23 protein-coding genes are annotated in these 24,556 nt (G+C 66.3%); 12 read left to right on the top strand and 11 right to left on the bottom strand.

All coding sequences use genetic code 11. The annotated features are described in order from the left end of the window. Both Q0L89_RS15155 and Q0L89_RS15150 read right to left on the bottom strand, forming a co-directional pair. The coding region (locus Q0L89_RS15155; RefSeq protein WP_296766803.1) for a hypothetical protein at window positions 1–541 on the bottom strand (541 nt) is incomplete at its 3' end. A 131-nt stretch (window positions 542–672) separates the two neighbouring features. Next, window positions 673–1,047 (bottom strand): MarR family EPS-associated transcriptional regulator, encoded by a 375-nt coding sequence (locus Q0L89_RS15150; RefSeq protein WP_296766801.1) that lies wholly within the window; start codon window positions 1,045–1,047, stop codon window positions 673–675. 308 nt (window positions 1,048–1,355) lie between these two features. Here Q0L89_RS15150 and Q0L89_RS15145 point away from each other — a divergent pair, with 308 nt between their 5' ends. Then, window positions 1,356–1,886 (top strand): transcription termination/antitermination NusG family protein, encoded by a 531-nt coding sequence (locus Q0L89_RS15145; protein WP_296766799.1) that lies wholly within the window; start codon window positions 1,356–1,358, stop codon window positions 1,884–1,886. Between the two features lie 297 nt (window positions 1,887–2,183). Here Q0L89_RS15145 and Q0L89_RS15140 read toward each other — a convergent pair whose 3' ends face one another. Then, the gene (locus tag Q0L89_RS15140) at window positions 2,184–3,269 is read right to left on the bottom strand and encodes a Hint domain-containing protein (RefSeq protein ID WP_296766797.1); all 1,086 of its coding nucleotides are present in this window, start codon (window positions 3,267–3,269) and stop codon (window positions 2,184–2,186) included. 326 nt (window positions 3,270–3,595) lie between these two features. Here Q0L89_RS15140 and dapE point away from each other — a divergent pair, with 326 nt between their 5' ends. From dapE to Q0L89_RS15120, 4 genes are all read left to right on the top strand, one after another. After that, window positions 3,596–4,756: a succinyl-diaminopimelate desuccinylase gene (gene dapE / locus Q0L89_RS15135; protein ID WP_296766794.1), complete on the top strand. Its 1,161-nt coding sequence runs from the start codon at window positions 3,596–3,598 to the stop codon at window positions 4,754–4,756. A 28-nt stretch (window positions 4,757–4,784) separates the two neighbouring features. Further along, window positions 4,785–5,375, top strand: a complete 591-nt coding sequence (locus Q0L89_RS15130) for a DUF2064 domain-containing protein (RefSeq protein ID WP_296766816.1) — start codon at window positions 4,785–4,787, stop codon at window positions 5,373–5,375. Window positions 5,376–5,406: 31 nt separating this feature from the next. Next, window positions 5,407–7,677 (top strand): ribonuclease R, encoded by a 2,271-nt coding sequence (gene rnr / locus Q0L89_RS15125; protein ID WP_296766792.1) that lies wholly within the window; start codon window positions 5,407–5,409, stop codon window positions 7,675–7,677. 123 nt (window positions 7,678–7,800) lie between these two features. After that, the gene (locus Q0L89_RS15120) at window positions 7,801–9,123 is read left to right on the top strand and encodes a lytic murein transglycosylase (RefSeq protein WP_296766813.1); all 1,323 of its coding nucleotides are present in this window, start codon (window positions 7,801–7,803) and stop codon (window positions 9,121–9,123) included. A 21-nt stretch (window positions 9,124–9,144) separates the two neighbouring features. Here Q0L89_RS15120 and Q0L89_RS15115 read toward each other — a convergent pair whose 3' ends face one another. The 7 genes from Q0L89_RS15115 to Q0L89_RS15085 all read right to left on the bottom strand — a co-directional run bounded on the left by Q0L89_RS15115 (window position 9,145) and on the right by Q0L89_RS15085 (window position 16,031). Next, window positions 9,145–9,627 (bottom strand): RNA pyrophosphohydrolase, encoded by a 483-nt coding sequence (locus Q0L89_RS15115; protein WP_296766789.1) that lies wholly within the window; start codon window positions 9,625–9,627, stop codon window positions 9,145–9,147. Window positions 9,628–9,709: 82 nt separating this feature from the next. Next, on the bottom strand, window positions 9,710–11,050 hold the full coding sequence (locus tag Q0L89_RS15110; RefSeq protein WP_296766787.1) for a S41 family peptidase: 1,341 nt from the start codon (window positions 11,048–11,050) through the stop codon (window positions 9,710–9,712). Window positions 11,051–11,056: 6 nt separating this feature from the next. Further along, window positions 11,057–12,184: a peptidoglycan DD-metalloendopeptidase family protein gene (locus Q0L89_RS15105; RefSeq protein WP_296766784.1), complete on the bottom strand. Its 1,128-nt coding sequence runs from the start codon at window positions 12,182–12,184 to the stop codon at window positions 11,057–11,059. Further along, window positions 12,181–13,701 carry a 2,3-bisphosphoglycerate-independent phosphoglycerate mutase gene (gpmI, locus tag Q0L89_RS15100; RefSeq protein ID WP_296766781.1) on the bottom strand — a complete coding sequence of 507 codons (1,521 nt, stop codon included), beginning with the start codon at window positions 13,699–13,701 and terminating at the stop codon, window positions 12,181–12,183. The genes Q0L89_RS15105 and gpmI overlap by 4 nt, the downstream gene beginning before the upstream one ends. A 74-nt stretch (window positions 13,702–13,775) precedes the next feature. Continuing rightward, window positions 13,776–14,246: a 23S rRNA (pseudouridine(1915)-N(3))-methyltransferase RlmH gene (gene rlmH / locus Q0L89_RS15095; RefSeq protein ID WP_296766779.1), complete on the bottom strand. Its 471-nt coding sequence runs from the start codon at window positions 14,244–14,246 to the stop codon at window positions 13,776–13,778. Continuing rightward, on the bottom strand, window positions 14,247–14,624 hold the full coding sequence (gene rsfS, locus Q0L89_RS15090; protein ID WP_296766811.1) for a ribosome silencing factor: 378 nt from the start codon (window positions 14,622–14,624) through the stop codon (window positions 14,247–14,249). Window positions 14,625–14,765: 141 nt separating this feature from the next. Beyond that, window positions 14,766–16,031, bottom strand: coding sequence for a mechanosensitive ion channel domain-containing protein (locus Q0L89_RS15085; RefSeq protein ID WP_296766808.1), 1,266 nt, complete (start codon window positions 16,029–16,031; stop codon window positions 14,766–14,768). A 399-nt stretch (window positions 16,032–16,430) separates the two neighbouring features. Between Q0L89_RS15085 and leuC the strand changes: the two genes are divergently transcribed. From leuC to Q0L89_RS15060, 5 genes are all read left to right on the top strand, one after another. After that, window positions 16,431–17,834, top strand: a complete 1,404-nt coding sequence (leuC, locus tag Q0L89_RS15080; RefSeq protein WP_296766776.1) for a 3-isopropylmalate dehydratase large subunit — start codon at window positions 16,431–16,433, stop codon at window positions 17,832–17,834. 74 nt (window positions 17,835–17,908) lie between these two features. Beyond that, window positions 17,909–19,093: an ATP-binding protein gene (locus tag Q0L89_RS15075; RefSeq protein ID WP_296766774.1), complete on the top strand. Its 1,185-nt coding sequence runs from the start codon at window positions 17,909–17,911 to the stop codon at window positions 19,091–19,093. A 22-nt stretch (window positions 19,094–19,115) separates the two neighbouring features. Then, on the top strand, window positions 19,116–19,721 hold the full coding sequence (gene leuD, locus Q0L89_RS15070; protein ID WP_296766771.1) for a 3-isopropylmalate dehydratase small subunit: 606 nt from the start codon (window positions 19,116–19,118) through the stop codon (window positions 19,719–19,721). Between the two features lie 300 nt (window positions 19,722–20,021). Continuing rightward, window positions 20,022–20,855, top strand: a complete 834-nt coding sequence (locus tag Q0L89_RS15065; protein WP_296766769.1) for a hypothetical protein — start codon at window positions 20,022–20,024, stop codon at window positions 20,853–20,855. An 11-nt stretch (window positions 20,856–20,866) separates the two neighbouring features. Beyond that, complete coding sequence (locus tag Q0L89_RS15060) at window positions 20,867–21,955, top strand: endonuclease/exonuclease/phosphatase family protein (RefSeq protein ID WP_366937911.1); 1,089 nt, start codon at window positions 20,867–20,869, stop codon at window positions 21,953–21,955. 7 nt (window positions 21,956–21,962) lie between these two features. On the opposite strand, the gene Q0L89_RS15055 is transcribed toward Q0L89_RS15060, so the two are convergent. Continuing rightward, entirely contained in the window at window positions 21,963–22,868 is a 906-nt protein-coding gene (locus tag Q0L89_RS15055; RefSeq protein ID WP_296766766.1) for an epimerase, read from the bottom strand. 105 nt (window positions 22,869–22,973) lie between these two features. On the opposite strand from Q0L89_RS15055, the gene Q0L89_RS15050 reads away from it, so the two are divergent. Next, window positions 22,974–23,870, top strand: a complete 897-nt coding sequence (locus Q0L89_RS15050) for a LysR family transcriptional regulator (RefSeq protein ID WP_296766765.1) — start codon at window positions 22,974–22,976, stop codon at window positions 23,868–23,870. A gap of 60 nt (window positions 23,871–23,930) precedes the next feature. Further along, the coding region (locus tag Q0L89_RS15045) for an isocitrate/isopropylmalate family dehydrogenase (protein WP_296766762.1) at window positions 23,931–24,556 on the top strand (626 nt) is incomplete at its 3' end.

Genomic DNA, 24,556 nt, shown 5'->3' with positions numbered 1-24,556 from the left:
CATCCGGTGTCATGCTACCCATGCTGTCGGCGAAATAGAGTACTTCCACGGGGCAGTTCCGTGCCAAGGCGGTGAGCGCAGCCACCTCCTCCTGCGTGCGGTCCGAGATCTGCATAAGGTTGAGGCCGACTCTGTAGCCGCGATCGGAAAGCCACGTCACGGCCGACTGCGCTCGCTGCAATTCGCGGAAGTGGCACGCGATGCGAACGAGATCGACAGGCGTCTCGTCGGCGCGCTCGGGAAACAAACGCTCAAGCGCCGGTATACAGCCGAGGTCAGAGCAAAGATCGGCACCGTTGATCATGACCCCGACCACGAGCCCGTGAGGAATCGTCAGGCTCCGCAGGAAGTCATCGGTCGTAAAGGCGCAAGGCCCCTTGAACCCCTCGTTCTCCAGAAAGCGAAAGCCTAGCTCCGCAATGTCCACCTGAGCCGCCTTCATCGCCGCTAGGTAGGAGTCGATGAGCGTAGGATGAAAGTTCCAGACGTTGTAATAACCACCGTCGCGGAGCGTGCAGTCAAGCAGAATGGTTTTGGTCATTTTGTCCAATGGGAATGATGTGTCTGGCGCAGCGAAGTGGTCAATTTTCTCGTAGGCGCCGGGAAACACACAGCCTAGCCTCTGGCCCGCCTCGCCCCCCCGATAACGCAAACTCACGTCGACGAAGAAACCTATCGACCTCTGGCATTCACTTTTCCCGGATGCACATCATCTTCCAAATCGCGCTTCAGATCTTCGATTTCAGCCCTCAAGGCGTCGTACTCCTCGAGTTTTCGCGCCAAGAACCGTTTTGTTATCTTCGCCTTCTCGGCGGCACCTCGAGGTGTCAGGATATACGAATACCGTCGCTTGTCTTTGGCGGACGCAAAGTTATCCAGCTTGACGAGGCCCTTCTCTACCAGGGCGCCGAGCACGTAATGCATGGCGCCCACGCTCACCCCTACGGCCTTGGCCAGGTCGCGCTGCGACATCTCAGGATTGTCCTGGAGAAGGCGAAGAACACGGAAGTATGCATCTTCCTGGAGCTTGCTACGCCTGCTGGCCATCAGTGGAGAGCCTGATCGCAACGCGTCGAAACAAAAGCATCTACTCGCTGCTCTATGAAACCAAGAGGGATAGGAAGCTCCGCTAGCATCATCTGCCATGGCTCACGCACGGCCGTCCAACACATATTGGAGACTCAAGTACCTGAAAACTAGCGATTTTTCCACGACCTCGTTCATGGTCACCGTATTGGTAGCGTAAGATCGCCTGCTTGAAAACCCGTCTTCAAGAACTTCTTGCCGCACGGCCTTACTTGGGGTTGTATGTTGGGTAATCTTCGTTCATTTCTGAACAAACAGGTGAGTGAACAATGATTTCTCTGCGATCCTCTCAGCTCGAGCTGATTAACTGGCACTTGCTCCTCTGCAAGCCCAATCAGAATCACATCGCGCTCCGACACCTCTCCCGCATAGGCGTTGATGTGTTCATGCCGCAGCACATGGTCGAGCGGCGCTGGCGCGGGCGTTTTAAACCAGAACGTCAACCGGTGTTTGCAGGCTACATCTTCTTCGGCGTCTCTCCAAATGGCGCACACTGGCAGAAGATTCGCACACTCCCAGGAGTGTCACAACTCATCGGATTCGGAAGCAGCGGGTTGGCCCAGGTACCAGGTGATCTGGTCTCGGAGCTCATGCAGCGCTGCGACACGTCAGGCCTGCTTCAGCCACACGAAGACTTCGAGGTCGGCGACGATATCCGGATCACCAAAGGCCCCTTCCGGGATTTTGCATCAAAGATCGAACGCATTGATGCTGAAAAGCGTATACATGTACTTCTTGATCTCCTCGGACAGAAAACCCGGGTCACCCTCGATCCGGCACAGGTTCGACGTAGAGCCTGATAGGGATCCTGCCTCTGGTTTCGAGAAATGCTGCCTGAAGATTGCTGTTCTCAAGCGCATATGCGGCAGAAAATCACGGTGATCCAACACTTCGCTGTTGCAACCTGTTGGTGATTCGGATCTGGAATTTCGCTCCAGACACCTCTGAAAACGCAGAATTTTATTCAGACTTTTAATCAGTGGGTCGCAGGTTCGAATCCTGCACGGCTCACCACTGTTTTCCTGTTCAGATTCAGCATGAATCCGGTCCCCGGTTGGCATGTCGGGACACTGGCCTTGCGATGCGTGGCTTGGGTTTCACGCCGCGCGCTGGGCCGCCAGGGTGATCGCCTCGTAGGGTCTGAGCACCCGGTAGCCTGTTTGCATGTGTTCGGGCAGGCTGACGCGGGGATAATCGCACAACAGGCTGGCCGCCAGCAGTGCGGGCTTGCGCCGCAGCCGGCCCAGAAACAGGCTTTCCATCGGCGTGCCCGCGACGATCAGCGCCCCGTAATCGGGCAGGAGCGGCTGCACGTAGGTGATCGTCGTGCCGCAGGGCTCGCGCAGCGCTGCCGTGCCGTTCACCAGGTGCCGCGCGGGTACCAGCACCCGCTCGTGGCCGAAGGTATATTCAACGTCCGACCCCTCGATCACCAGGCGCTGGTCGGGCGCCACCACCACGTCGCTGTGCAAGCCGAAATAAGGCGCGCGCAGCCGCACCGGCGCGAAACCGCCGCTCGCCGGCACCGTGCGGCGTACCAGCCCCAGCACCGGGTGGAGTTGCCCGTCGATGCCGCGCACCAGGTCGCCGCGCCGCAGGCTGCCCGCCGGGCGGTAGCCTTCGGGCGTGGCAATCGGCGCATCGCAAGCCAGGGTGGGCATCGGGCCGATCGGCTCGGGCGCCGAAGACACGGCGAAAAGCTCTGTGTCGCTGCTGCCGCGGCCGGCGTGCATGCCGCGCGTGATCAACCCCAGGTCGGACAATGGCAGCGGCTTGGGCTTCGCGACCCCGGTCAGCCGGGCAAAACCGCTTTGCGGGTGTTCGATGCTCAACCGTCCCTGGCGCGCCGGGGCATCCCAAGCGTAGGTGATGCGCAACACCTCGCCCTGTGCGGGCAATTGCCCGGGCACGGTGGCATGGATCACGTCCTCACCCTGGGTCATGACCAGCGCCACGCCGCCCCCGGGCAGGGTGTTCAGCGACAGGCCGCTGCGCCAGGGCGGCGGGCGGCGGTGGCTCAACAGGCAATGCGGCCGGCTTTCAGGTGTGAGCGTGGCTTCCAGCACGAACGCACCGCGCGCTGCCAGGCTGTCGGCGCGCGGCGCCGGCACCTTGCCGGCGTCATCCAATCCACGAGGACAAAACAGCGCCTCGTCGCCGCAGGTCAGGCCGATCCACGCCATCTCAGCCCGCCTCCACGGGACGCGGCACCCGCCGCGCGATCTTGCGAAACGCTGTCATTACTGCTCCCGGCTCCGTTTCCGGCAGTGCATCCGGTTCGCGCGCGCTGTCGCCTGCCGTGACGCGCGCATGGTGCCCTGTGATTGCGCCGATGGCCCTGCCTCTGGCCCTTGTTGTTGTGTTCGCAACCTAGCACGCGGCAACGACTGCTGTTAAGCGTTTGCCGGCCCGCCGCCCGATCCGGCGGCGGGCCTGAGTCTTTTGCGTCACAACCTGGCGCGGCACCGGCCTGGCCGAGGCCGCCGCCGTTCCCGCCAAGGAGCCGAAGATGCCCGATATTCCACCCAAGCCGACCGACCCGGTGGACCTGACCGCGCGGCTGGTGCGCTGTGCCTCGGTCACGCCCGAGGAAGGCGGCGCGCTGGTGCTGCTGCAGGAGGTGCTGGAAAGTGCCGGCTTTGCCTGCGCCCGCGTCGACCGATGCGGCGTCGCCAACCTGTTCGCCCGCTGGGGCGCAAAGGGGCATCCGCGCACGTTCGGGTTCAACGGGCACACCGATGTGGTGCCGGTGGGCGACCGCGCGGCATGGTCGGTCGACCCGTTCGGCGCCGAACGCCGCGACGGCATGCTGTGGGGGCGCGGGGCGTGCGACATGAAATCGGGCGTGGCGGCCTTCGTCGCGGCGGCGGTGGATTTCGTGCAGCAGACACCCCCCGATGGCGCCGTGATCCTGGCCATCACCGGCGACGAGGAAGGCGAGGCCACCCACGGCACCGCGGCGCTGCTGGACTGGATGCAAGCCGAGGGCGAAGCGATGGCCGCCTGCCTGGTGGGCGAGCCCACCTGCCCCGAGCGCATGGGCGACATGATCAAGATCGGGCGGCGCGGGTCGCTGTCGGCGTGGGTCACGGTGACGGGTGTGCAGGGCCACTCGGCCTATCCGCATCGCGCCAACAACCCGCTGCCCGCGATGGCGCGGCTGATGGATCGGCTCTCGTCGCACGCGCTGGACCGCGGAACCGAGCATTTCGACCCCTCGACGCTGGCGGTGGTGACAATCGACACGGGCAACCCGGCAACCAACGTCATTCCGGCACAAACACGCGCGACGGTGAACATCCGTTTCAACGACACCCATACCGGCGCCTCGCTGTCCGAGTGGCTGCGCGCCGAAGCCGACCGCGCCGCCGCAGAATTCGGCGTCACCGTGGATCTGGAAATCAAGGTATCGGGCGAAAGCTTCCTCACCCCGCCGGGGGCCTTGTCGGACCTGGTGGCGCGCGCGGTCGAGGCGGAAACCGGCGTCGCGCCGGTGCTGTCGACCACCGGCGGCACCTCGGACGCGCGCTTCGTCAAGGATCACTGCCCGGTGGTCGAATTCGGCCTTGTCGGGCAAACCATGCACCAGGTCGACGAGCGCGTCGAGATCGGCCAGATCGAACAGCTCAAGGCGGTATATGGCCGGGTCTTGCGTGACTTCTTCGGCTGACACGCGCCGCCGCGCGCGACTGGTGGTGATGCTCAAGGAGCCGCGCCCCGGCCGCGTGAAAACCCGGCTCGGCCGCGACATCGGCCATGTGCGCGCGGCGTGGTGGTTCCGCCACCAGGTCGCGTCGCTGCTGCGGCGGCTGGACGACCCGCGCTGGCAGCTTGTGCTGGCCGTGTCGCCCGACCATGCCGGAATGGCCAGCCGCGTGTGGCCCGCCCATCTGCCGCGCATGCCCCAGGGGCGCGGCGATTTGGGCGCGCGCATGGGGCGGATCATGCGCACCCTGCCGCCCGGCCCGGCCTGCATCATCGGCGGCGACATCCCCGGCGTTCGGCCAGACCATGTGGCGCGCGCCTTTGTCGCCCTTGGCCGCCACGACGCGGTGTTCGGCCCTGCGCCCGACGGCGGTTTCTGGCTGATGGGGCTGCGGCGCACGGCGCCGCCGCCGACGGCCATGTTTCGCGGCGTGCGCTGGTCGGGGCCGCACGCGCTGACCGACAGCATGGCCAGCCTGCCCGACGCGCGAATCGCGCTGGTGGATACCTTGCAAGACGTTGACACCGCCGCCGACCGGCCTGGCTCGGCAAGCGCTCGTCCGACCTGCCATTTTCGCCCATGACGCCCCTCGCCGCCTGTGCTATCGCAGCGCCATGAGCCATATCCCCTCCAAGGCGGAGATCCTGCAATGGATTTCCGACAACCCGACCCTCAATTCCAAGCGCGAGATCGCCAAGGCCTTCGGCATCAAGGGCGCGGCGCGCATCGACCTCAAGCGCGTGCTCAAGGAGCTTGAGGCCGAAGGCCACCTTGAAAAGCGCCGCAAGAGCTATCGCGACCCCGAACGCCTGCCGCCTGTCAGCGTGGTGCAGGTGTCGGGACAGACGTCCGATGGCGACCTGCTGGCGCGGCCGCTGGAATGGCACGGCGAGGGCGTCGAGCCGGTGATCCTGATGATCCCGCGCGATTCGGACCCGGCCCTGGGCCAAGGCGACCGCATCCTAGCCCGCCTGCAAGAGGTCAAGGCCGAGGATCATCATTACCAGGGCCGCCTGATCCGGCGTATCGGCGCCAACCCGCGCCGCGTTCTGGGCGTGTTCCGCACCGGCGAAGAAGGCGGGCGCATCGTGCCCATCGACAAGGGCGACGGCAAGGAATGGCAGGTGCCCGCCGGCGCCACCGGCGGTGCAAAGGACGGCGAACTGGTCGAGGCGGAACAAAGCGGCCCACGCGCCCGCATGGGCCTGCCGCGGGCGCGGGTGATCGACCGGCTGGGCGACCCGTCGGCGCCCAAGGCCGTCAGCCTGATCGCGATCCATCAGCACGGCATACCTGACGCTTTTCCCGACAAGGTGATCGCCGAGGCGGATGCGATGAAACCGGCCGGCCTTTCGGGGCGCGAGGACATGCGCGACATGCCGCTGGTCACCATCGACCCGTCCGACGCGCGCGACCACGACGATGCCGTCTGGGCCCATGCCGACGACGACCCGCAAAACGACGGCGGGCATGTCGTCTGGGTCGCCATCGCCGATGTTGCCCATTACGTGCGCCCCGGTTCGGCGCTGGACGGCGAAGCGCGCAAGCGCGGCAATTCCAGCTATTTCCCCGACCGCGTGGTGCCGATGCTGCCCGACCGGCTGTCGGGCGATCTGTGCAGCCTGCACGAGGGCGTGCCGCGCCCGTGCATCGCGGTACGCATGCAGATCGACGCGCAGGGCGAAAAGATCGGCCACCGTTTCATGCGCGGGCTGATGCGGTCGGCCCCGTCGCTGACCTACCAACAGGCGCAGGCGGCCGAGAACGGCCAACCCGACGACCACACCGCGCCGCTGGTGGGCGAGGTGATCCACCCGCTTTTCGCCGCCTACCGCGCGCTGGCCGCGGCACGCCACCGGCGCCAGCCGCTGGCGCTGGATTTGCCCGAACGCAAGATCGTGCTCAGCGATGCCGGCAAGGTCGTATCGGTGAATTTCGCCGAGCGTCTGGATGCCCACCGCATGATCGAGGAATTCATGGTGCTGGCCAATGTCGCCGCCGCCGAAACGCTGACCGCGAAGAAATCGCCGCTGCTGTTTCGCGTGCACGAAGAGCCATCGCCGGAAAAGCTCGACGCGCTGCGCGAGGTGGCGCAGGCGGCGGGGCTGGTGCTGGCCAAGGGGCAGGTGCTCAAGACCGCGCATCTCAACGCGCTGCTGGAGCAGGCCGAGGGCACCGACCACGACGAGTTGATCAACCTCTCGACCCTGCGCGCCATGACGCAGGCCTATTACAGCCCTGAAAACTTCGGTCATTTCGGGCTGGCGCTGCGCAAGTACGCGCATTTCACCTCGCCCATCCGGCGCTATTCCGACCTGGTCGTTCACCGGGCACTGATTTCTGCGCATGGCTGGGGCAAGGACGGGCTCAGCCCTGCCGAGATCGAGGATCTGGAAGCCACCGCCACCCATATCAGCGACACCGAACGCCGCAGCATGACCGCCGAGCGTGACACCACAGACCGCTACCTTGCCGCCTTCCTGTCGGAACGCGTGGGCAACGAATTCACCGGCCGGATCAGCGGCATCGCCAAGTTCGGCCTGTTCGTGAAGCTCGACGAGACCGGCGCCGACGGGCTGGTGCCGGTTCGCACGCTGGGGCAGGAGTATTTCCATTTCGACCGCGAGGCCGGCACCCTGATGGGGGCCGACACGGGGCTGACGCTGTCGCTGGGTCAGCGCGTCACCGTGCGCCTGACCGAGGCCGCGCCGGTCAGCGGTGGCCTGGGACTGGAGCTGTTACAGATTGAAGGCGAGGATTTGCCGAAGCCCGGACCCGGGCGCGGGGCCGCGCGGCGCAACGGGCCCGGGAAGGGCCGCGCCCAGGTCAAGGCGAAGCGCAAGGCAGATCAGGTCAAACGCAAGGCCAAACGCCGGCGCGGCTAGGACGCGAACGATCGGCATGTCTTCGCGCGCGCACCACGAGTCCGCTTTCGAAAATTCAAGATTCACTGTAGTCTCGTACAAAAGACCAGCACCAAGCGGGGCCGAGCAATGAAACCGACACCTATGATTCCCACGGTCCTGGCCGTGTTCATCGCCACTGCCGCCGGCGCCGGGCCGGTCGAGCAATCGCTGCGCCCCGAGGCGCGGCCCACGGTGGCCGACGTTACCGACGTCATCGCCGCGAACAGCGCGGTGGCGCTTTCGCTGCGGCCGGCATCGCGCCCGCCCACCCTGGCAACGTCCTCGCGCGCCAGCCCCGTGCAGGCCGATTTCGCCCGCTGGCTGGCCGGATTCCGCGCCCGCGCCCGCGCGCAGGGCATTCGCGACGACGTGCTGGCACGCGCCTTTTCCGATGTGCGCTACAACGACGAGGTGATCGCGAAGGACCGCAACCAATCGGAATTCACCAAGCAGATATGGGATTACCTCGACAGCGCCGCGTCGCCGGTGCGGGTGCGCAATGGCAAGGCGGCACTCAGGCGCCACGCGCGCACCCTGCGCGCAATCGAGCAGCACTACGGCGTCGACCGCGAAGTCGTCGTCGCGATCTGGGGCCTCGAAAGCACCTATGGCGAACGCCGCGGGCAGCGCGACGTGGTCGAATCGCTGGCCACGCTGGCGCATGACGGCCGCCGCGGCGCATTCTTCGAGAAACAGCTCATCGCGGCGCTGAAGATCCTGCAATCGGGCGACGTGGCGCCGCGCGACATGACCGGGTCATGGGCCGGTGCGATGGGGCATACCCAGTTCATCCCCACCTCCTACGAGGCCTACGCTGTGGATTTCGACGGCGACGGGCGGCGCGACATCTGGTCGGACGACCCGACCGATGCTCTGGCCTCGACGGCGGCCTACCTGGCGCGCTTTGGCTGGACCAAGGGCCAGCCCTGGGGCGTCGAGGTGCAGCTACCACGCGGTTTCAAACACAGCCTGGCGCGACGCGACGTCAAGCGCATGCCGTCGGAGTGGGCGGCGACGGGCGTGCGCGGCATCGACGGCCGGCCGGTGCCCGACCACGGGCGTGCCTCGATCCTGCTGCCCGCCGGGGCCGAAGGCGCGGCGTTCATGATCTTCGACAATTTCAAGGTGATCGAGCGATACAACAAGGCCGACGCCTACGTGATCGGCGTGGGCCACCTGGCTGACCGGATCGCCGGTGGCCCGCCGATCCAGGCCAGTTGGCCGCGCGGCTACAAGCCGCTGTCGTTCGCGCAACGCAAGGACATGCAGCGCCGACTGCGGCGCAATGGCTTCGACGTGGAAAAGATCGACGGGATCATCGGACCCAACACCGTCAGCGCCATCCGCGCCTTCCAGGTGTCGCGCGGCATAACCCCCGACGGCTATGCCAGCGAGACGCTGATGCGCACGCTCAGGGGGCGCTGAGCCCGGCGCGCGCGGGCCTACTTACAACCGGTCCTGAAAAGCTGCCAGAACCTCGCGGTAAACCGGGCGCTTGAACGGCACGATGCGGTCGATCAGGGCGCCGGGCGCAACCCATTCCCAGGCCGAGAACTCGGGATGCGCGGTGTCGATGCGGATCTGATCGTCGCGGCCGTGGAACCGCGCCAGAAACCATTTCTGTTCCTGCCCGCGGAACCGTCCGCCCCATGTCTGCGGCACGATCTCGGGCGGCAGGTTGTAGCGCAGCCAACCATCGGTTTCGGCCTCTACGGTGACCAGGTCGCGGCTCACGCCGGTTTCCTCATGCAACTCGCGCAGTGCCGCCTCGCGCGGCGTCTCGCCCGCATCGACACCGCCCTGCGGCATCTGCCATGCCGGCTCTTCCCGGTCGATGCGCTGACCGACGAAGACATCGCCTTGTGCATTGGCCAGCATGACACCGACGCAGGGGCGGTACGGCAAGGTCGCGATCTCGTCCGGGGTCATCGCGCATGCACCTCCGAGGTTGCGCGGCGTGGGCCGGCATCACGGGCGCAGCAATGCCCACCGATGCCGGCCCGGCGCGCGGTCACTGCTGCGGCACCAGCGCCGTCAGCCCCTTGAGGATGTCCACGGCATAGGCCAGCTGGTAATCCTCTTCGCGCAGGCGCGCAGCCTGTTCGGCCCTGGCGCGGTCTTCCTTGATCTGGCGGATTTCGTCCTCGCTGAAGCTGTCATTGTCCAGCCGACCGCGCAGATCCGCCTCCGACCGCACCGGGCGCCCGTTGTCCTCGGTGGCTTCCTCTGCGTCGGCATCGCGGCGCGACGGCTGCTGCACGATAATGTCGGGAGAGATGCCCAGCGCCTGGATCGACCGCCCCGACGGCGTGTAGTAGCGCGCGGTCGTCAGCCGCATTGCACCGTTGCCGCGCAGCGGCATCACCGTCTGGACCGACCCCTTGCCAAAGCTCTTGGTGCCCACGACGATGGCGCGGCGGTGATCCTGCAGCGCACCGGCGACGATTTCCGACGCGCTGGCGGAACCGCCATTGATCAGCACCACGATCGGCTTGCCCTCGGCCAAATCACCGGGCGTGGCGTTGTAGCGCTCGCCCTCGGCCGGGTTGCGCCCGCGGGTCGAAACGACCTCGCCCTTGTCGAGGAAGGCGTCAGCGACGCGGATCGCCTGCGTCAGCAGCCCGCCGGGGTTGTTGCGCAGGTCAAGGATGATGCCGCGGACCTTGTCCATGCCGCCGATCTCTTCGACCGAATTCTGCAATTCGGCTTCGAGGTTGGGATAGGTCTGATCGTTGAAGGTGGTGACACGCAGAACAACGGCGTCCTTCTCGATGCGCGACCGCACCGCCGTCAGCGTGATGGTGTCGCGGACGATCGAGATGTCGAAGGCCTTTTCGACCCCTTCGCGCGCCACCGTGATGACGATCTCGCTGCCCACCGGGCCGCGCATCAGGTCAACCGCCTCGTCCAGGGCCAGGCCCAGCAGGCTTTCGCCATCGACATGAGTGATGAAATCACCCGCCTCGACACCCGCGGCGTCGGCCGGCGTGCCGTCGATGGGCGAGACCACCTTGACGAACCCGTCCTCCTGCGTGACCTCGATCCCCAGGCCGCCGAACTCGCCGCGTGTCTGCACCCGCATGTCGGCGGCGTCCTCGGGCGACAGGTAACTGGAGTGCGGATCGAGCGAGGTCAGCATGCCGTCGATCGCCGCCTCGATCAGTTCGCCTTCGTCCACGTCCTCGACGTATTGTACGCGAATACGTTCGAAGATGTCGCCGAACAGGTCGAGCTGCTGGTAAACATCGGTCTTCTTTTCCCCGTTCTGCGCCAGCAACGGGCCAGTCAATTGCGTCGTCACAACCAGGCCAGCCAGTATGCCGCCGATTGCCACCATGACGAATTTTTTCATCTCAAATCATCCTTCCTGCGTTTGGAACCAGACCTCGGGATCAACCGGGGCATTGTCCTGCCTGACCTCTATATAGAGCGTTTCCGTACTGTCATTTCCACCGCCATCGCCCGGTTGCGGCAAAATCGCGCCAAGTTCCGCGTCCTGGCCGGGCATCAGGCCCAACGGGCTGCCTTCGGGCAGGACCTGCCCGCTTTCAACGTAAACCACATCCAGCCCCGCGATCACCAGCAGAGTGCCCGCGCGCGGCTCCAGGATGATCACGTTTCCGTAGTCCAGAAGCGGCCCGCCGTAGCGTACCGTCGCCGCCGCCGGTGCCGTGACCAGCGCCCGCGGCCGCGTCGCCAGCACCAGCCCCGGCCGCGTCACCCCGGTGGCGTCGGTCTCGCCCGCGTGGTGCAGGATGCGCCCCTGCGCCGGCAGCGGCAAGCGCCCCTTGCGCGCCGCGAAATTCTCATCGGCGGCAGGGCCGTCCGAGCCGCCGATTTCCGACAGCCCGCTGGCGAACCCTTCGAGCGTCTCGGTCGAAGCGACCAGGATCGCCGTCTTGACCGGGTCGGCGGCAAAGCGGCGCGGCAGATCGGTGCGGTCGCTCACCGCCTGGCTGAGGGCGGTTCGTGCCTTCTGCGCGGCACGCAGGCCCTCTTCCAACGTGTCGGCCGCGTTTTCCTGCAACAATCTCAGGGTCGTGACCTCGCGCAGCGTCTCGCGCAATTCGGCCGCCCGCGCGTTCAGCGCCGGCGTCACATCCGCCAGGATCATGCCCGACCGTGCGGTGCCCAGCGGCCCCGCGGGATGCAGGATCGACACCGGCGTCGGGTCGTGCCCCATGGTCAGCAGCACGCCCAGGAGTCGCGCCACGTCTTCCTCGCGGCGGGCCAGCTCGCGGCTGATCCGGCGTTCGCGAATCGACACCTTGCGCAGCCCGGTGCGCATCGCCTCCAACCCGTCCTCGAAGCCGCGCAGCGTTTCGGTCAGTGCCGCGATGCGATCCTGCGCGCCCTGTGCGGCGTCGAGGGCCTGCGTGGCGCGCTCCAGCCGCTTGGCCGCCGCACGCGCGGCATCCGCGGCCGGGGATTCGGCCGCCGCCGCGCCCGTTGACACCAGAAGGGCTATCAGCGCCGCGCGGATCATTCGAGCAGGTTGCGCCCGGTCATCTCGGGCGGCTTGTCCAGTCCCATCAGGGCCAGAAGCGTCGGCGCCAGGTCGGCCAGCCGGCCGTCGCGCAGCGTCGCGCCCCCGGGTCCGCCGACCAGCACCACCGGCACGGGGTTGGTGGTGTGCGCGGTGTGCGGCCCGCCGGTCTCGGGGTCGACCATTACCTCGCAATTTCCGTGATCGGCGGTCACGATCATCGCGCCGCCCTGTTCTCGCAACGCCGCCAGCACCCGGCCGAGGCCGCGGTCCACCGCCTCGCAGGCGGCGATGGCCGCGTCCACGTCGCCGGTATGACCCACCATGTCGGGGTTGGCGTAGTTCACCACGATCAGGTCGTAGCCGTCGCCGATGGCCTGCACGAGGTGATCGGTGACCTCGTCGGCCGACATCTCGGGCTGCATGTCGTAGGTGGGCACCTTGGGGCTCGGGGCCATGTAGCGCGCCTCGCCTGGCTCGGGTACTTCGCGGCCGCCGGCCAGGAAAAAGGTCACATGCGGGTATTTTTCGGTTTCGGCAATGTGGAACTGCGTCAACCCCTGCTTGGCCACCCACTGCGACAGGGTGTTGACGATCTCGCGTGACGGAAAAACCGTGTCGAACCAGGCGTTGTGCGCCTCTGAATACTCGACCATGCCCAACAGCGCCGCCCAGCCGGGCCGCGCGCCGGTGTCGAAAGCATCGAACTCCGGTTCGGCCACGGCGCGCAGGATCTCGCGCGCGCGATCGGCGCGGAAGTTGAGGCAGAAAACCCCGTCGCCGTCGTGCGCCCCGGCGTAATCGCCCACCACCGTGGGCACGATGAACTCGTCGGTCTCGCCGCGCGCATAGGCGGCGGCGATGGCGGCATCGGAGGTATCGGCGGCGTGATCGGCTTGCGCCGCGACCATCGCGCCATAGGCGCGCGCCACGCGATCCCAGCGGTTGTCGCGGTCCATCGCGTAGTATCGGCCCGATACCGTGACCACTTGCGCGCCCTCGGGCAGCCCCCGCTCCAGCCTGGCGACGAAATCGCGGGCCGAAGACGGCGCCACGTCGCGCCCGTCTGTCAGCACATGCAGCGCCACCGGCACACCCGCCGCGGCGATGATCCGTACCGCCGCGAGGATGTGGTCGATATGCCCGTGCACGCCGCCGTCCGAAACCAGCCCCAGCAGGTGCGCGGTGCCGCCCGAGGCCCTGAGCCTGTCGATGAAGCCTGTCAGCGCGGCGTTGCGGGCAAAGCTGCCATCCTCGATCGCCAGGTCGATCTGGCCCAGGTCCATCGCCACCACCCGGCCGGCGCCGATATTCGTATGCCCGACCTCGGAATTGCCCATCTGCCCGCGCGGCAGGCCCACGTCCGGGCCGTGGGTGACCAGCGTGGCATGCGGCCCGGCGGCCATGATCGCGTCGAAATTCGGCGTCTCGGCCAATGCCGGGGCGTTGGCTTCGCGCTCCTCGCGCAACCCCCAGCCATCAAGGATGCACAACACAACGGGTTTGGGGGTGGTCATGGTCGGATTGCCCTTTGCTTGCCTGCGCCCTTTCTATGCGGCTGCCCCGGAAAGAACAACCGCCGCAGGCCCCGTCAGGCGCGGTGATAAGGGCTGCCCGCCAGGATCGCAGCGGCGCGGTAAAGCTGCTCGGCCAGCATCACCCGCACCAGCATGTGGGGCCAGACCATGGCGCCAAGCGAAAGGCTGAAATCGGCGCGGCGCCGCAGATCGGGCGCGATGCCATCGGCGCCACCAATAATCAGCGCCACGTCCTGTCGCCCGGCATCGCGCCACTCTGCCAGCCGGGCCGCGAATTGTGGCGAACTCAGCGTCTTGCCGCGTTCGTCCAGCACCGCCACCAGCGCGCCCTTGGGCACCGCCCGCGTCAGCAGCCCGGCCTCGGCCGCCATGCCGCCGCTGCGCTTGTCCTCGACCTGGTGTTCGCGCGCCGGGCCAAGGCCCAGCGGCCGCCCCGCCTTGTCGAACCGGGCGAGGTAGTCGTCGACCATCTCGCGCTCGGGGCCGGCCCTAAGCCGCCCGACCGCGCACAGGTGCACGCGCATTCAGCCGGTCTTGCCCGCCACCGCCGGCAGCCACATCTTTTCGAGCTGGTAGAACTCGCGCACCTCGGGGCGGAAGATGTGCACGACCACGTCGCCGGTGTCGATCAGCACCCAGTCGCCGGCATCCTTGCCCTCGGTGCGCGCGACCCGGCCCAGATCCTGCTTGAGCCGCTTGGCGAGCTTGTCGGCAATGCCCGCGACCTGCCGCGATGACCGGCCCGAGCAGATGACCATGTAATCGCCGAACGCCGTCTTGCCGCGCAGGTCGATCTGCACGATGTCTTCGGCCTTGTCGTCGGTGAGGGAAGCCACGATGCCCGCAAGCAGATCTTCGCTTGTCACATCCTTGGCGGGGGTTTGCGCCGGCGCGACGTTCATCGGCGCCTCCGGCTTCGCGGTCCGTGCCGCGTCGAGATCGAGAGACAGGACATTGTCCTCCTCCTTGCGCGCCGCCAGGGTCCCGGCGCTGGACACATGCCCAAGATAGCAAGCGCCGGGTGACATTTCAATGAACAGCCATCAAACCGCGCCGGCCTGGTCGGACGGCGTGTCGAGCAGGCGCACCTCGCGCTGCGGGAACGGGATCGAGATGCCGTTGGCCTGGAACGCATCCCATAGCGCCTGGTACACATCGCCGCGGATATTGGTCAGCCCCCCGGTGGGGTCGCGGATCCAGAAACGCAGCACGTAATCCACCGAGCTGTCGCCGAAGCCCACGATATGGCATACCGCCGGCTTGAAGCTCAGCACCCTGTTCACGCCTTGCGCGGCCTTGACGGCGATTTCGCGCACCTTGTGCGGATCGTCGCCGTAGGAGGTGCCGAAATGGATGTCCAGGCGCACGAACTCGTTGGAATGCGACCAATTGACCACCTGCCCAGTAATCAGATCCTCGTTCGGGATCAGGTATTCGCGGCCGTCGCGGGTAACCACGCTGACATAGCGCGCGCCAAGGCTGTTGATCCAGCCGAAGGTCTCGCCCAGGCTGATCACGTCGCCGGGCTTGATCGACTTGTCCATCAGGATGATGATCCCCGAGACGAGGTTCGACACCACCTTCTGCAGGCCGAAACCGAGCCCGACGCCGATCGCCCCCGACAGAAACGCCAACCCGGTCAGGTCCACCCCGACCGCGCGCAACCCGATGAAGAACGCGGTTGTGTAAAGCAGCACCTGCAACAGCTTGATCAGCAGCACCTGCATCGACGGCGAGATATCGTCGTTGCGCCGGATCGAGGTCGACGACGACAGCGCCAGGAACCGCGCGCCCATCAGCAGCGCCGTCACCACCACCACCGCCTGCAGCAACAGCCACAGGCTGAACCGGGTTTCGCCCAGTTCAACCGCAGCGCTGTCGAGCAGATCGCGCACATCGCCGGTCAGGCCCAGGATCGACAATGCCGTCCACCCCCAGACGCCAAGGCGCAGCACCTGGCGCAGGAAACGGTTCCGGACCAGGCGCGAAAGCACCGCGATCACCAGCCAAGCCAGCGCCAGTTGCCCGATGATGTCCAGCAGGTAAGACCGGCTCGGCCATGTGACTTCGCGCATGATCCAGACCGTCGGCCAGATCAGCGCCACGAAGCTGAGCGCCCCGAGCCGCCGGTGTACGATCACCATCGCCCGCATGCGCCACTTGGACCAGCCCTCGCGGCTCCGCAACCAGTCGCGCAGCCGCGGCGCCAGCAGCCGCGCAGCCAGATGCGCCAGCAGCAGCAACACCAACGCGATCGCCAGTTGGTAGGCGCTCCACGGCCGCAACAACCCCTCGGCAACCCCCTGCATCCGCGCGGCAAGGTCCAGCACGACCTCCTGCGGGGCCGGCGCAGGGGCCGGTTGCGGGGTGGACGGGGTATCGGTGGGCGACGCCATGGCGGATGCGGGCCTGTCGGTTGCACTCCCCCAGACGCTCGCACGCGGCGCTGCCATTTCCAAGACAAATGCCGCCTGTCCCGCCGCAAGATGCGCTTGCCCTTGCGGGACGCGCGCCGGCGCTGTATCTGACGGGGATGAGCCGAGTTTTCGACATGGACGACCGCGCGCGGCTGCGCGAGCGCTTTTTCGGCGCCACGGTGATGGCGGTGCTGGCCCGTCCGTGACCGGCCCGCGCGCCCTGCTGCCCCATCTGCACGGCAACGCTCTGAAATGACCCAATCACAACGGAATTCGAACGGGAGTTCCCGCATGTCCGCCAAGACCCTTTATGACAAGATCTGGGATGCCCACCTCGTCGACGAGGCCGAGGATGGCTCCAGCCTGCTCTATATCGACCGCCACCTGGTGCACGAGGTGACCAGCCCGCAGGCCTTCGAGGGCCTGCGCATGGCCGGCCGCGCGTTGCGCAAGCCGGAAAACACCATCGCGGTGCCCGACCACAACGTGCCCACCACGCCCGACCGCGTGGACGGGATCAAGAACGAGGAAAGCCGCATCCAGGTCGAGGCGCTCGACCACAACGCGCGCGACTTCGGTATCACCTATTACCCGGTCAGCGACATCCGCCAGGGCATCGTCCACATCGTCGGGCCCGAACAGGGCTGGACACTGCCGGGCATGACCGTGGTCTGTGGCGACAGCCACACCGCCACCCACGGCGCCTTCGGCGCGCTGGCGCATGGCATCGGCACCTCGGAAGTCGAGCATGTGCTGGCCACGCAGACGCTGATCCAGCAGAAATCGAAGAACATGAAGGTCGAGATCACCGGCACGCTGCCCCCCGGTGTCACCGCCAAGGACATCACGCTTACCGTGATCGGCCGCACCGGCACCGCCGGCGGCACCGGCCATGTCATCGAATATTGCGGCGAGGCGATCCGCGCGCTTTCCATGGAAGGTCGCATGACGGTGTGCAACATGGCGATCGAGGGCGGCGCGCGCGCCGGGCTGATCGCCCCGGACGAAAAGACGTATCAGTACGTCAAGGGCCGTCCCCACGCGCCCAAGGGCGGGCAGTGGGAAATGGCGATGGAATGGTGGAAGACGCTTTATTCCGACGACGACGCGCACTGGGACAAGGAAATCACCATCCGCGCCGAAGACATCGCGCCTGTGGTCACCTGGGGCACCTCGCCCGAAGACGTGCTGCCGATCACCGGCTCGGTACCCGCGCCCGATGATTTCGAGGGCGGCAAGGTCGAGGCCGCGAAACGCGCGCTCGATTACATGGGGCTCGAAGCGGGCACGCCGCTGCGCGAGGTCGAGATCGACACGGTGTTCATCGGCTCGTGCACCAACGGCCGGATCGAGGATCTGCGCGCCGCCGCCGAGGTGCTGAAGGGCAAGAAGATCAAGGATGGCCTGCGCGCCATGATCGTGCCCGGCTCGGGCCTGGTGCGCGCCCAGGCCGAGGAGGAAGGGCTGGCCGACATATTCATCGAGGCGGGTTTCGAATGGCGGCTCGCGGGCTGTTCCATGTGCCTGGCGATGAACCCGGACCAACTGGCGCCCGGCGAACGCTGCGCCGCCACCTCGAACCGCAACTTCGAAGGCCGCCAGGGCCGCGGCGGCCGCACCCACCTGATGAGCCCCGCCATGGCCGCAGCGGCAGCGGTGACGGGCAGGCTTACTGACGTGCGGGAGATGATGTGATAGCCATATGTAGCAATGTATAGCGAATTCCCGTATACATTGCTACATATTCCTAAACTTGGCGGGAGCTCACATTGGACCCTGTTCAAAATCCTTTTGCGCCCAGTGCGGGAACACGCCCACCCGAACTGGCTGGGCGCGCCGAAATTCTGGATTCTGCCAGGATTGCCTGCCAGCGTGCGTTGAACGGGAAACACGCGCGACCAATGATGCTGCTGGGGCTGCGCGGTACGGGAAAGACCGTTCTACTTAACGAATTCAAGCGAATCGGGGAAGCCGAAGGCCTACTCGTTTCTCGTATTGAAGCACCAGAGGAAGCGAGCCTTGCACGACTGATCGTTCCTGAGATGCGCAGGGTAATGCGTTCGCTATCTGGTATTGAAGCCGCAAGACATCACGCAGTTCGCGGGCTTCGCGGGCTGCGGAACTTTGCATCGGTTTTCAAGATCAACGCTGCCGGCATCGGAGTCGGGGTCGAAGGCGCCTCCGACCCGGAGCCAGGTCTGGCCGACAGCGGCGACATTCTTTTCGATCTACCGGAACTATTTGAGAACCTTGGTCATGCGACGCTTTCGGCGAACAAGCCTTGGCTCTTGCTGATTGATGAAGTGCAGTACCTGAACGACGAGGATCTTTCGGCGCTAATCGTTTCTTTGCACCGCGTATCCCAGTCCGCCCTGCCAATCGTTTTCGCCGGCGCCGGCCTTCCACAAGTCGCGCGACTGGCGGGCGATGCCAAGTCCTATGCTGAAAGGCTTTTTGTCTACCCGACCATTGGCCCGCTAAACAAGGAAGCTGCGCGTGAAGCTTTGGAGAAACCCATCGTTTCTGAAGATGCATCCATTACTGAAGACGCTATCGCACGCATTTTCGACGCGACACAGGGCTATCCCTTCTTCGTTCAGGAGTGGGGCTATCATGCGTGGGACATTGCAGTCGGCCCCAAGATCACTGTCGAGGATGTCGAGGCAACGCATGAACCAGTGGTGCAATCGCTCGATGAAGGCTTCTTCAAAGTGCGTATGGATAGGCTGACACGGGCCGAGACCGAGTTTGTGTCCGCGATGGCCGATTTGGGCGACGGGCCATACCCAATATCCGATGTGGCCAATGCGATGAACCGGAAGACGCAATCTCTGGGGCCTACGCGGGCCAGTATCATCCACAAAGGCATGATTTACAGCCCGGAGCACGGACGCTTGGAATTCACGGTGCCACTATTTGCAGAATTCATGCGCAGACACATGGCCAAACGATAATCACGCAAAAAGGACAAACGAGATGGAAAAGTTCGACAAGCTCACCGGGATCGCGGCGCCGTTGCCGCTGGTCAACATCGACACCGACATGATCATCCCCAAGCAGTTCCTCAAGACGATCAAACGCACGGGGCTGGGCGTGCATCTGTTCGACGAGATGCGCTACGACGACGACGGCAACGAAATCCCCGATTTCGTGCTCAACAAGCCGCAATACCGCGACGCCGAAATCCTGGTCACGGGTGAAAATTTCGGTTGCGGGTCGTCGCGCGAACACGCGCCCTGGGCGCTCAACGATTTCGGCATCCGCTGCGTCATCGCGCCCTCTTATGCCGACATCTTCTACAACAACTGCTTCAAGAACGGCATCCTGCCCATTGCCCTGCCGCAAGAGCAGGTCGAGACCCTGATGCGCGATGCAGAGAAGGGTGCCAACGCGCGCATGGATATCGACCTTGAGGCGCAGACGATCACCACCTCGGATGGCGAGGTCATCACCTTCGAGATCGACCCGTTCCGCAAGCATTGCCTGCTCAACGGGCTGGACGATATCGCGCTGACGCTGGAAAAGGCGCCGGCCATCGACGCCTTCGAAGGCCGCGCGGCGGCCGCGCGCCCCTGGGTCTGAACAACCGGCCATCGCGGCCAGCAATGCCCCGGCGCCCGCGTCGGGGGCTTTGTATTGGCGCCCACAGTTGCCACAAGATGTTGTATCTTTTTGATCTTGTGCCGTTTTTCGGGCGCCGATTGGTGCATTGACGCACCACATCCGGCGGCAAATATACCCATATCCGTCTGCGGGCTTGAGCCGCACCGGAAAAATGGCAAAAGTGGGGCAATATTGAGGCAAACCGCGTGAACAAGCGGGTACAGGTGGAAATCGGGCGCGGCACAGGCAAGTACCGCCCCGGGGTGAAGGGATCGAGCAGTGATCGCATCTCTGTCAGGCGCGCTGTTGCGCGCGGTCGCCGTGGCGGTGCTCGTCGCGCTGCCGACGGTGCTGTTGCCGGCCGGGCCGGGCCGGGCCGACCAGGTCGTGGTTCTGGTGGCACTGCTGGCCTCGATCATGGTCTTCATGGAATACAACAGCACCTATCCCAGCATCGTCGAGTTCCGCCACGCCCCCCCTTACAACCGGCTGCGGTTCGGGCTTTTCGCCCTTGCCGTTCTGGCGCTGTCGCTGGCCCTTCGGCAGCCCTACGCGCCGTCGCTGGCCGGCGCGGTGCTGCTTGAACTTTCGCAGTTTCTGGGGCGGGCGGGCGATTTTCCCGGCTCGCCTGTACGGCTGGTTCTGGCGTTGGCGCCCGAAGGTATCCGCCCCGGCCAGATCGCGGTGCTGCGCGACATGGCGGCGCTGGCCTATGCACTGTCGCTGGTGATGGTGCTGTGGTTCATCGCACTCATCCGCCTGTGCAACTGGCCGGCGCAGAACGGGGCGTTCAATGTCTGGGTCAACCTGCCGATGCTCAGCCTCGCCGCCAACGGCGACATCGTGCCGCGCATGCAAATTCACGCGGTGCTTAACCTGTTGTTAGGAATCGGGCTGCCATTCTTTCTTCCGGGCATGCTGGCGACGGCCCCGGTCCTGACCGGGCCGATCACGCCCGACGGGCCGCAAACGATGATATGGGTGTTGTCGCTATGGGCTTTTCTGCCGGCCGGGCTGGTGATGCGCGGGATTGCCATCAACCGCATCGCGGTGATGATCCTGCACAAGCGCCGCAAGGGCAGCACCGCAGCACGGCCCGTGCCCGCCGCCTGAGTGTCCCGCTGTTGCTGATCTGGGCGCTGCTCGGCATTCAGGCCGGGATGGCGCTGGCAGAGGACGGGGCGTGGGAACACGCGATCAGGATTGCCACCTACAACACCGACCTGGAACGCGACGGCCCCGGCCTTTTGCTGCGCGACATCTTGCGTGGTGACGACGTGCAGGTGACCGCCGTGGTGCGGGTTGTCGCGCGGGCCGCGCCCGACATCATCGCCTTGCAGGGCGTGGACTACGACCATCTCGGCCTGGCGCTAAAGGCATTGCAGGCGCGCCTGGCCGATGCCGGCTGGCCGATGCCACACGCCTTTTCGCTGCTCCCCAACACGGGCCTTCCCACCGGGCAGGACATGGACGGCGACGGCCGCCTCGGCACCCCGCGCGACGCGCAGGGTTTTGGCCGCTTCGAGGGGCAGGCAGGCATGGCGATCCTGTCGCGCCACCCGGTCGTCGCGGACCGCGCGCGCGATTTCAGTACCCTGCTGTGGCGCGACCTGCCCGGTGCGCTGTTGCCGCGCAAGGACGGGCGTGCCTTCCCGTCCGAGGCTGCGCAAGCGGTGCAGCGGCTGTCCTCGGTGGGGCACTGGGCGGTGCCGCTGCGGGTGCACGGCCAGGTGCTGTGGCTGCTGACCTACCATGCCGGCCCGCCCGTGTTCGACGGGCCCGAAGACCGCAACGGCAGACGCAATCACGACGAAACGCGGTTCTGGACGCTGTTTCTCGACGGGCAATTCGGCGCCGTGGCGGAGGGGCCGTTCGTGTTGCTGGGCGGCACCAACACCGACCCGGCCGACGGGCAGGGCCGGCACGAGGCGCTGAACGCTTTGCTCTCCGATCCCCGGCTACAGGATCCCCGCCCACGCGGACGCGGCGACACGGCCGCCGACCCCACGCACACGGGCGATCCGGCGCTCGATACGGTCGATTGGCCCGGCCCCGTTCCCGGCAACCAGAGGGTGGATTACGTGCTGCCCTCGGCCGGGGTACAGGTGCGCGATGCGGGCGTGTTCTGGCCCACGCCAGGGGCGCCTATGGCCGATGCCGTGGCCACCGCCAGCCGGCATCGTCTGGTGTGGGTCGACCTGAAGTGGCCGTGACACCGGCTCACGCCGATGCGTCCCGCCCCTTGCGCGCCGCGGCCCCTGGCGCGGGCAGGTGCGCGGTGGCACCACGCAGCGCATCGCGCGTCGCGGTGAGGCGAAAGTCGGGCAGCAGCGCCTTGAACTTCGCCCCGCTCAGCCGGTGCGGCGTATCCCACAAGTAGCGCATCTCCAGAAGCGGCCCGGCCATCGGCATGAACGGCCGCGCCAGCCACAGTTGCCACCACGCCAGCGGCTTGACCCGCACAGCGTGACCGCGCAGCCGCGCCAGCTCTGTCGCCATCTCGTTGCCGGTCAGCGTCAGACCCGGGAAAGGCACGTCCTCGAACCGCTGCAACCCGTCTCGTTGTTCGGCCAGCGCCACCGCCGCGCGCGCCATGTCGGGCAGCCAGGCCCAGGCATGGGGGATGCCGGGGTTGCCCGGGTAGCGCAGTACCCCGCGCGGCAATTCGCGCACCAGCACCCGGTCGAACCAGTTGCCCGATGCGTCGGTATCCAGGAAATCGCCCGCCCGCAGCACGATCGTGCGCACGCCCTCGGCGCGGTAGGCGGCCTCCATCCCGATGCGCAACCGGCCCAGCGGGTTGGTGGCGCGATGCGGCGTCGTCTCGTCCCACGGCATGCCCTGGTCGGGGCCGAAGACATAGACGTTTCCGGGCAGGATCACCGTGGCATCATTGGCCAGCGCCACGCGCCTGACGCGCGCATGCAAACCGGGCAGTTGCGCCGCCCATTGCGGATAGGGCGGGTTCCAGCCCATCACGATCACGTCGGCGCCACGGGCCGCGCTGTTCAGATCATCCTGCCCGCGCGCGAATCCGCGCACTTGCCAGCCGGCCTCCTCGAAGGCGGCAGCCGCGGCGCGGCCGAACCGGCCACTGCGGCCAAGTATCAATACGGTTCCATTCATGGGGGTCGCTCCTGTCGCTGTGTTGTTGGTCGGATGCCATCTGGATAATCCGGCCAATTGTGAATGGGAATTGCCATATTTTTAAGATCTGTTATTCATATTTGAATGGATAACAGGTTGTCCGCTCTCGACTGGTCCTTGGTACAAGCGTTCCTTGCCGTGGCCGAAGCCGGGTCGCTTTCAGGCGCGGCGCGGCGGCTGGGGCGCAGCCAGCCGACGCTGGGCCGCCAGATCCGCCAGATCGAGGCCAAACTCGGCGTGGCATTGTTCACCCGCCACCCGCGTGGCCTGGCCCTGGCCGAGGCCGGGCAGGCGCTACTGCCCGCGGCGCGCAGGATGCACGACGCCAGCGCCGACATCGCGCTGACGGCGGCGGGCCGCGACCGGGCGCTGGCCGGCACCGTGCGCATCACCGCCAGCGAGGTCATGGCGCATCACGTCCTGCCGCCGGTTATCGCCCGCATCCGGCAGGCCCTGCCGCGCGTCTCGGTCGAACTGGTCGCCTCGGACACCAGCGAAAACCTGCTTTACCGCGACGCCGACATCGCGGTGCGCATGTATCGCCCGCAGCAGCTTGATATCGTCGCGCGCCAGATCGGCGAGATGCCCATCGGAATCTATGCCGCGCATGATTACCTCGCCCGGTCCGGCGCACCCGGCAGCCTCGATGACTTCACCGCGCACGATCTTGTCGGCTACGACCGCAGCGATCTTATCGTGCGCGCCATGCGCGACATGGGCTGGCCGGCCACGCGCGACTGGTTCGCCACCCGCTGCGACAACCAGCTGGTGTATTGGAACCTGATATGCGCCGGCTGCGGCATCGGTTTCGCGCCCTGCATCGTGGGCGAGGCTGAGCCGCGCGTGCAGCGGCTGCTGCCGGGCTTGGCATTGCCCGCGCTGCCGGTCTGGCTGGCGGCGCCCCAGACCACGCGCCACAGCCCGCGCATCGCGCGGGTCTGGGAAATGCTGGCGGGGCACCTGGACGCGGTGCTTTCTTGACCCCCCGCGCAGCAGCGGCTAGGCCATGGCCAACCTGTTCCCACACGAAGGATTTCGCCCATGACCACGCGCTCGCTTCTCATCCTGCCCGGTGACGGGATCGGCCCCGAAGTCATGGCCGAGGTGCGCAAGATCATCGGCTGGTATGGCGACAAGCGCGGCATCGACTTCGACGTCAGCGAGGACCTGGTCGGCGGCTGCGCCTATGACGCCCACGGCACCCCGCTTGCCGACGCCACCATGGCGCACGCGCAAGAGGTCGACGCGGTTCTGCTGGGCGCCGTGGGCGGGCCGAAATACGACGACCTGGATTTCAGCGTGAAACCCGAACGCGGCCTGCTGCGCCTGCGCAAGGAGATGGACCTGTTTGCCAACCTGCGCCCGGCGCAGTGCTTTGACGCGCTGGCCGATTTCTCGTCGCTGAAAAAGGACGTGGTCGCCGGCCTCGACATCATGATCGTGCGCGAGCTGACGAGCGGAATCTATTTCGGCGAGCCGCGCGGGATCTTCAAGGAAGGCAACGAGCGCGTCGGCATCAACACCCAGCGTTACACGGAATCCGAGATCGAGCGTGTCGCCCGCTCCGCGTTCGAGCTGGCGCGGCGACGGAGCAACAAAGTCTGTTCCATGGAAAAGGCCAACGTGATGGAATCCGGCGTGCTCTGGCGCGAAGTCGTCCAGCGCAT

This window comes from Sediminimonas sp. (assembly GCF_024637375.1).
Classification (GTDB): Bacteria; Pseudomonadota; Alphaproteobacteria; order Rhodobacterales; family Rhodobacteraceae; genus Sediminimonas.
This window is presented reverse-complemented; position numbering and strand designations above follow the sequence as displayed.

What these genes read in the sequence shown, in the direction of transcription:
- Q0L89_RS15050 (WP_296766765.1), top strand. Translation starts at nt 22,974, where the DNA reads ATGGATAACAGGTTGTCCGCTCTCGACTGGTCCTTGGTACAAGCGTTC.
- rlmH (WP_296766779.1), bottom strand. Translation starts at nt 14,246, where the DNA reads ATGCGCGTGCACCTGTGCGCGGTCGGGCGGCTTAGGGCCGGCCCCGAG.
- Q0L89_RS15140 (WP_296766797.1), bottom strand. Translation starts at nt 3,269, where the DNA reads ATGGCGTGGATCGGCCTGACCTGCGGCGACGAGGCGCTGTTTTGTCCT.
- Q0L89_RS15120 (WP_296766813.1), top strand. Translation starts at nt 7,801, where the DNA reads ATGATTCCCACGGTCCTGGCCGTGTTCATCGCCACTGCCGCCGGCGCC.
- Q0L89_RS15105 (WP_296766784.1), bottom strand. Translation starts at nt 12,184, where the DNA reads ATGATCCGCGCGGCGCTGATAGCCCTTCTGGTGTCAACGGGCGCGGCG.
- rnr (WP_296766792.1), top strand. Translation starts at nt 5,407, where the DNA reads ATGAGCCATATCCCCTCCAAGGCGGAGATCCTGCAATGGATTTCCGAC.
- rsfS (WP_296766811.1), bottom strand. Translation starts at nt 14,624, where the DNA reads ATGAACGTCGCGCCGGCGCAAACCCCCGCCAAGGATGTGACAAGCGAA.
- Q0L89_RS15085 (WP_296766808.1), bottom strand. Translation starts at nt 16,031, where the DNA reads ATGCAGGGGGTTGCCGAGGGGTTGTTGCGGCCGTGGAGCGCCTACCAA.
- Q0L89_RS15145 (WP_296766799.1), top strand. Translation starts at nt 1,356, where the DNA reads ATGATTTCTCTGCGATCCTCTCAGCTCGAGCTGATTAACTGGCACTTG.
- gpmI (WP_296766781.1), bottom strand. Translation starts at nt 13,701, where the DNA reads ATGACCACCCCCAAACCCGTTGTGTTGTGCATCCTTGATGGCTGGGGG.
- leuC (WP_296766776.1), top strand. Translation starts at nt 16,431, where the DNA reads ATGTCCGCCAAGACCCTTTATGACAAGATCTGGGATGCCCACCTCGTC.
- leuD (WP_296766771.1), top strand. Translation starts at nt 19,116, where the DNA reads ATGGAAAAGTTCGACAAGCTCACCGGGATCGCGGCGCCGTTGCCGCTG.
- Q0L89_RS15055 (WP_296766766.1), bottom strand. Translation starts at nt 22,868, where the DNA reads ATGAATGGAACCGTATTGATACTTGGCCGCAGTGGCCGGTTCGGCCGC.
- Q0L89_RS15110 (WP_296766787.1), bottom strand. Translation starts at nt 11,050, where the DNA reads ATGAAAAAATTCGTCATGGTGGCAATCGGCGGCATACTGGCTGGCCTG.
- Q0L89_RS15115 (WP_296766789.1), bottom strand. Translation starts at nt 9,627, where the DNA reads ATGACCCCGGACGAGATCGCGACCTTGCCGTACCGCCCCTGCGTCGGT.
- dapE (WP_296766794.1), top strand. Translation starts at nt 3,596, where the DNA reads ATGCCCGATATTCCACCCAAGCCGACCGACCCGGTGGACCTGACCGCG.
- Q0L89_RS15130 (WP_296766816.1), top strand. Translation starts at nt 4,785, where the DNA reads ATGCTCAAGGAGCCGCGCCCCGGCCGCGTGAAAACCCGGCTCGGCCGC.
- Q0L89_RS15150 (WP_296766801.1), bottom strand. Translation starts at nt 1,047, where the DNA reads ATGGCCAGCAGGCGTAGCAAGCTCCAGGAAGATGCATACTTCCGTGTT.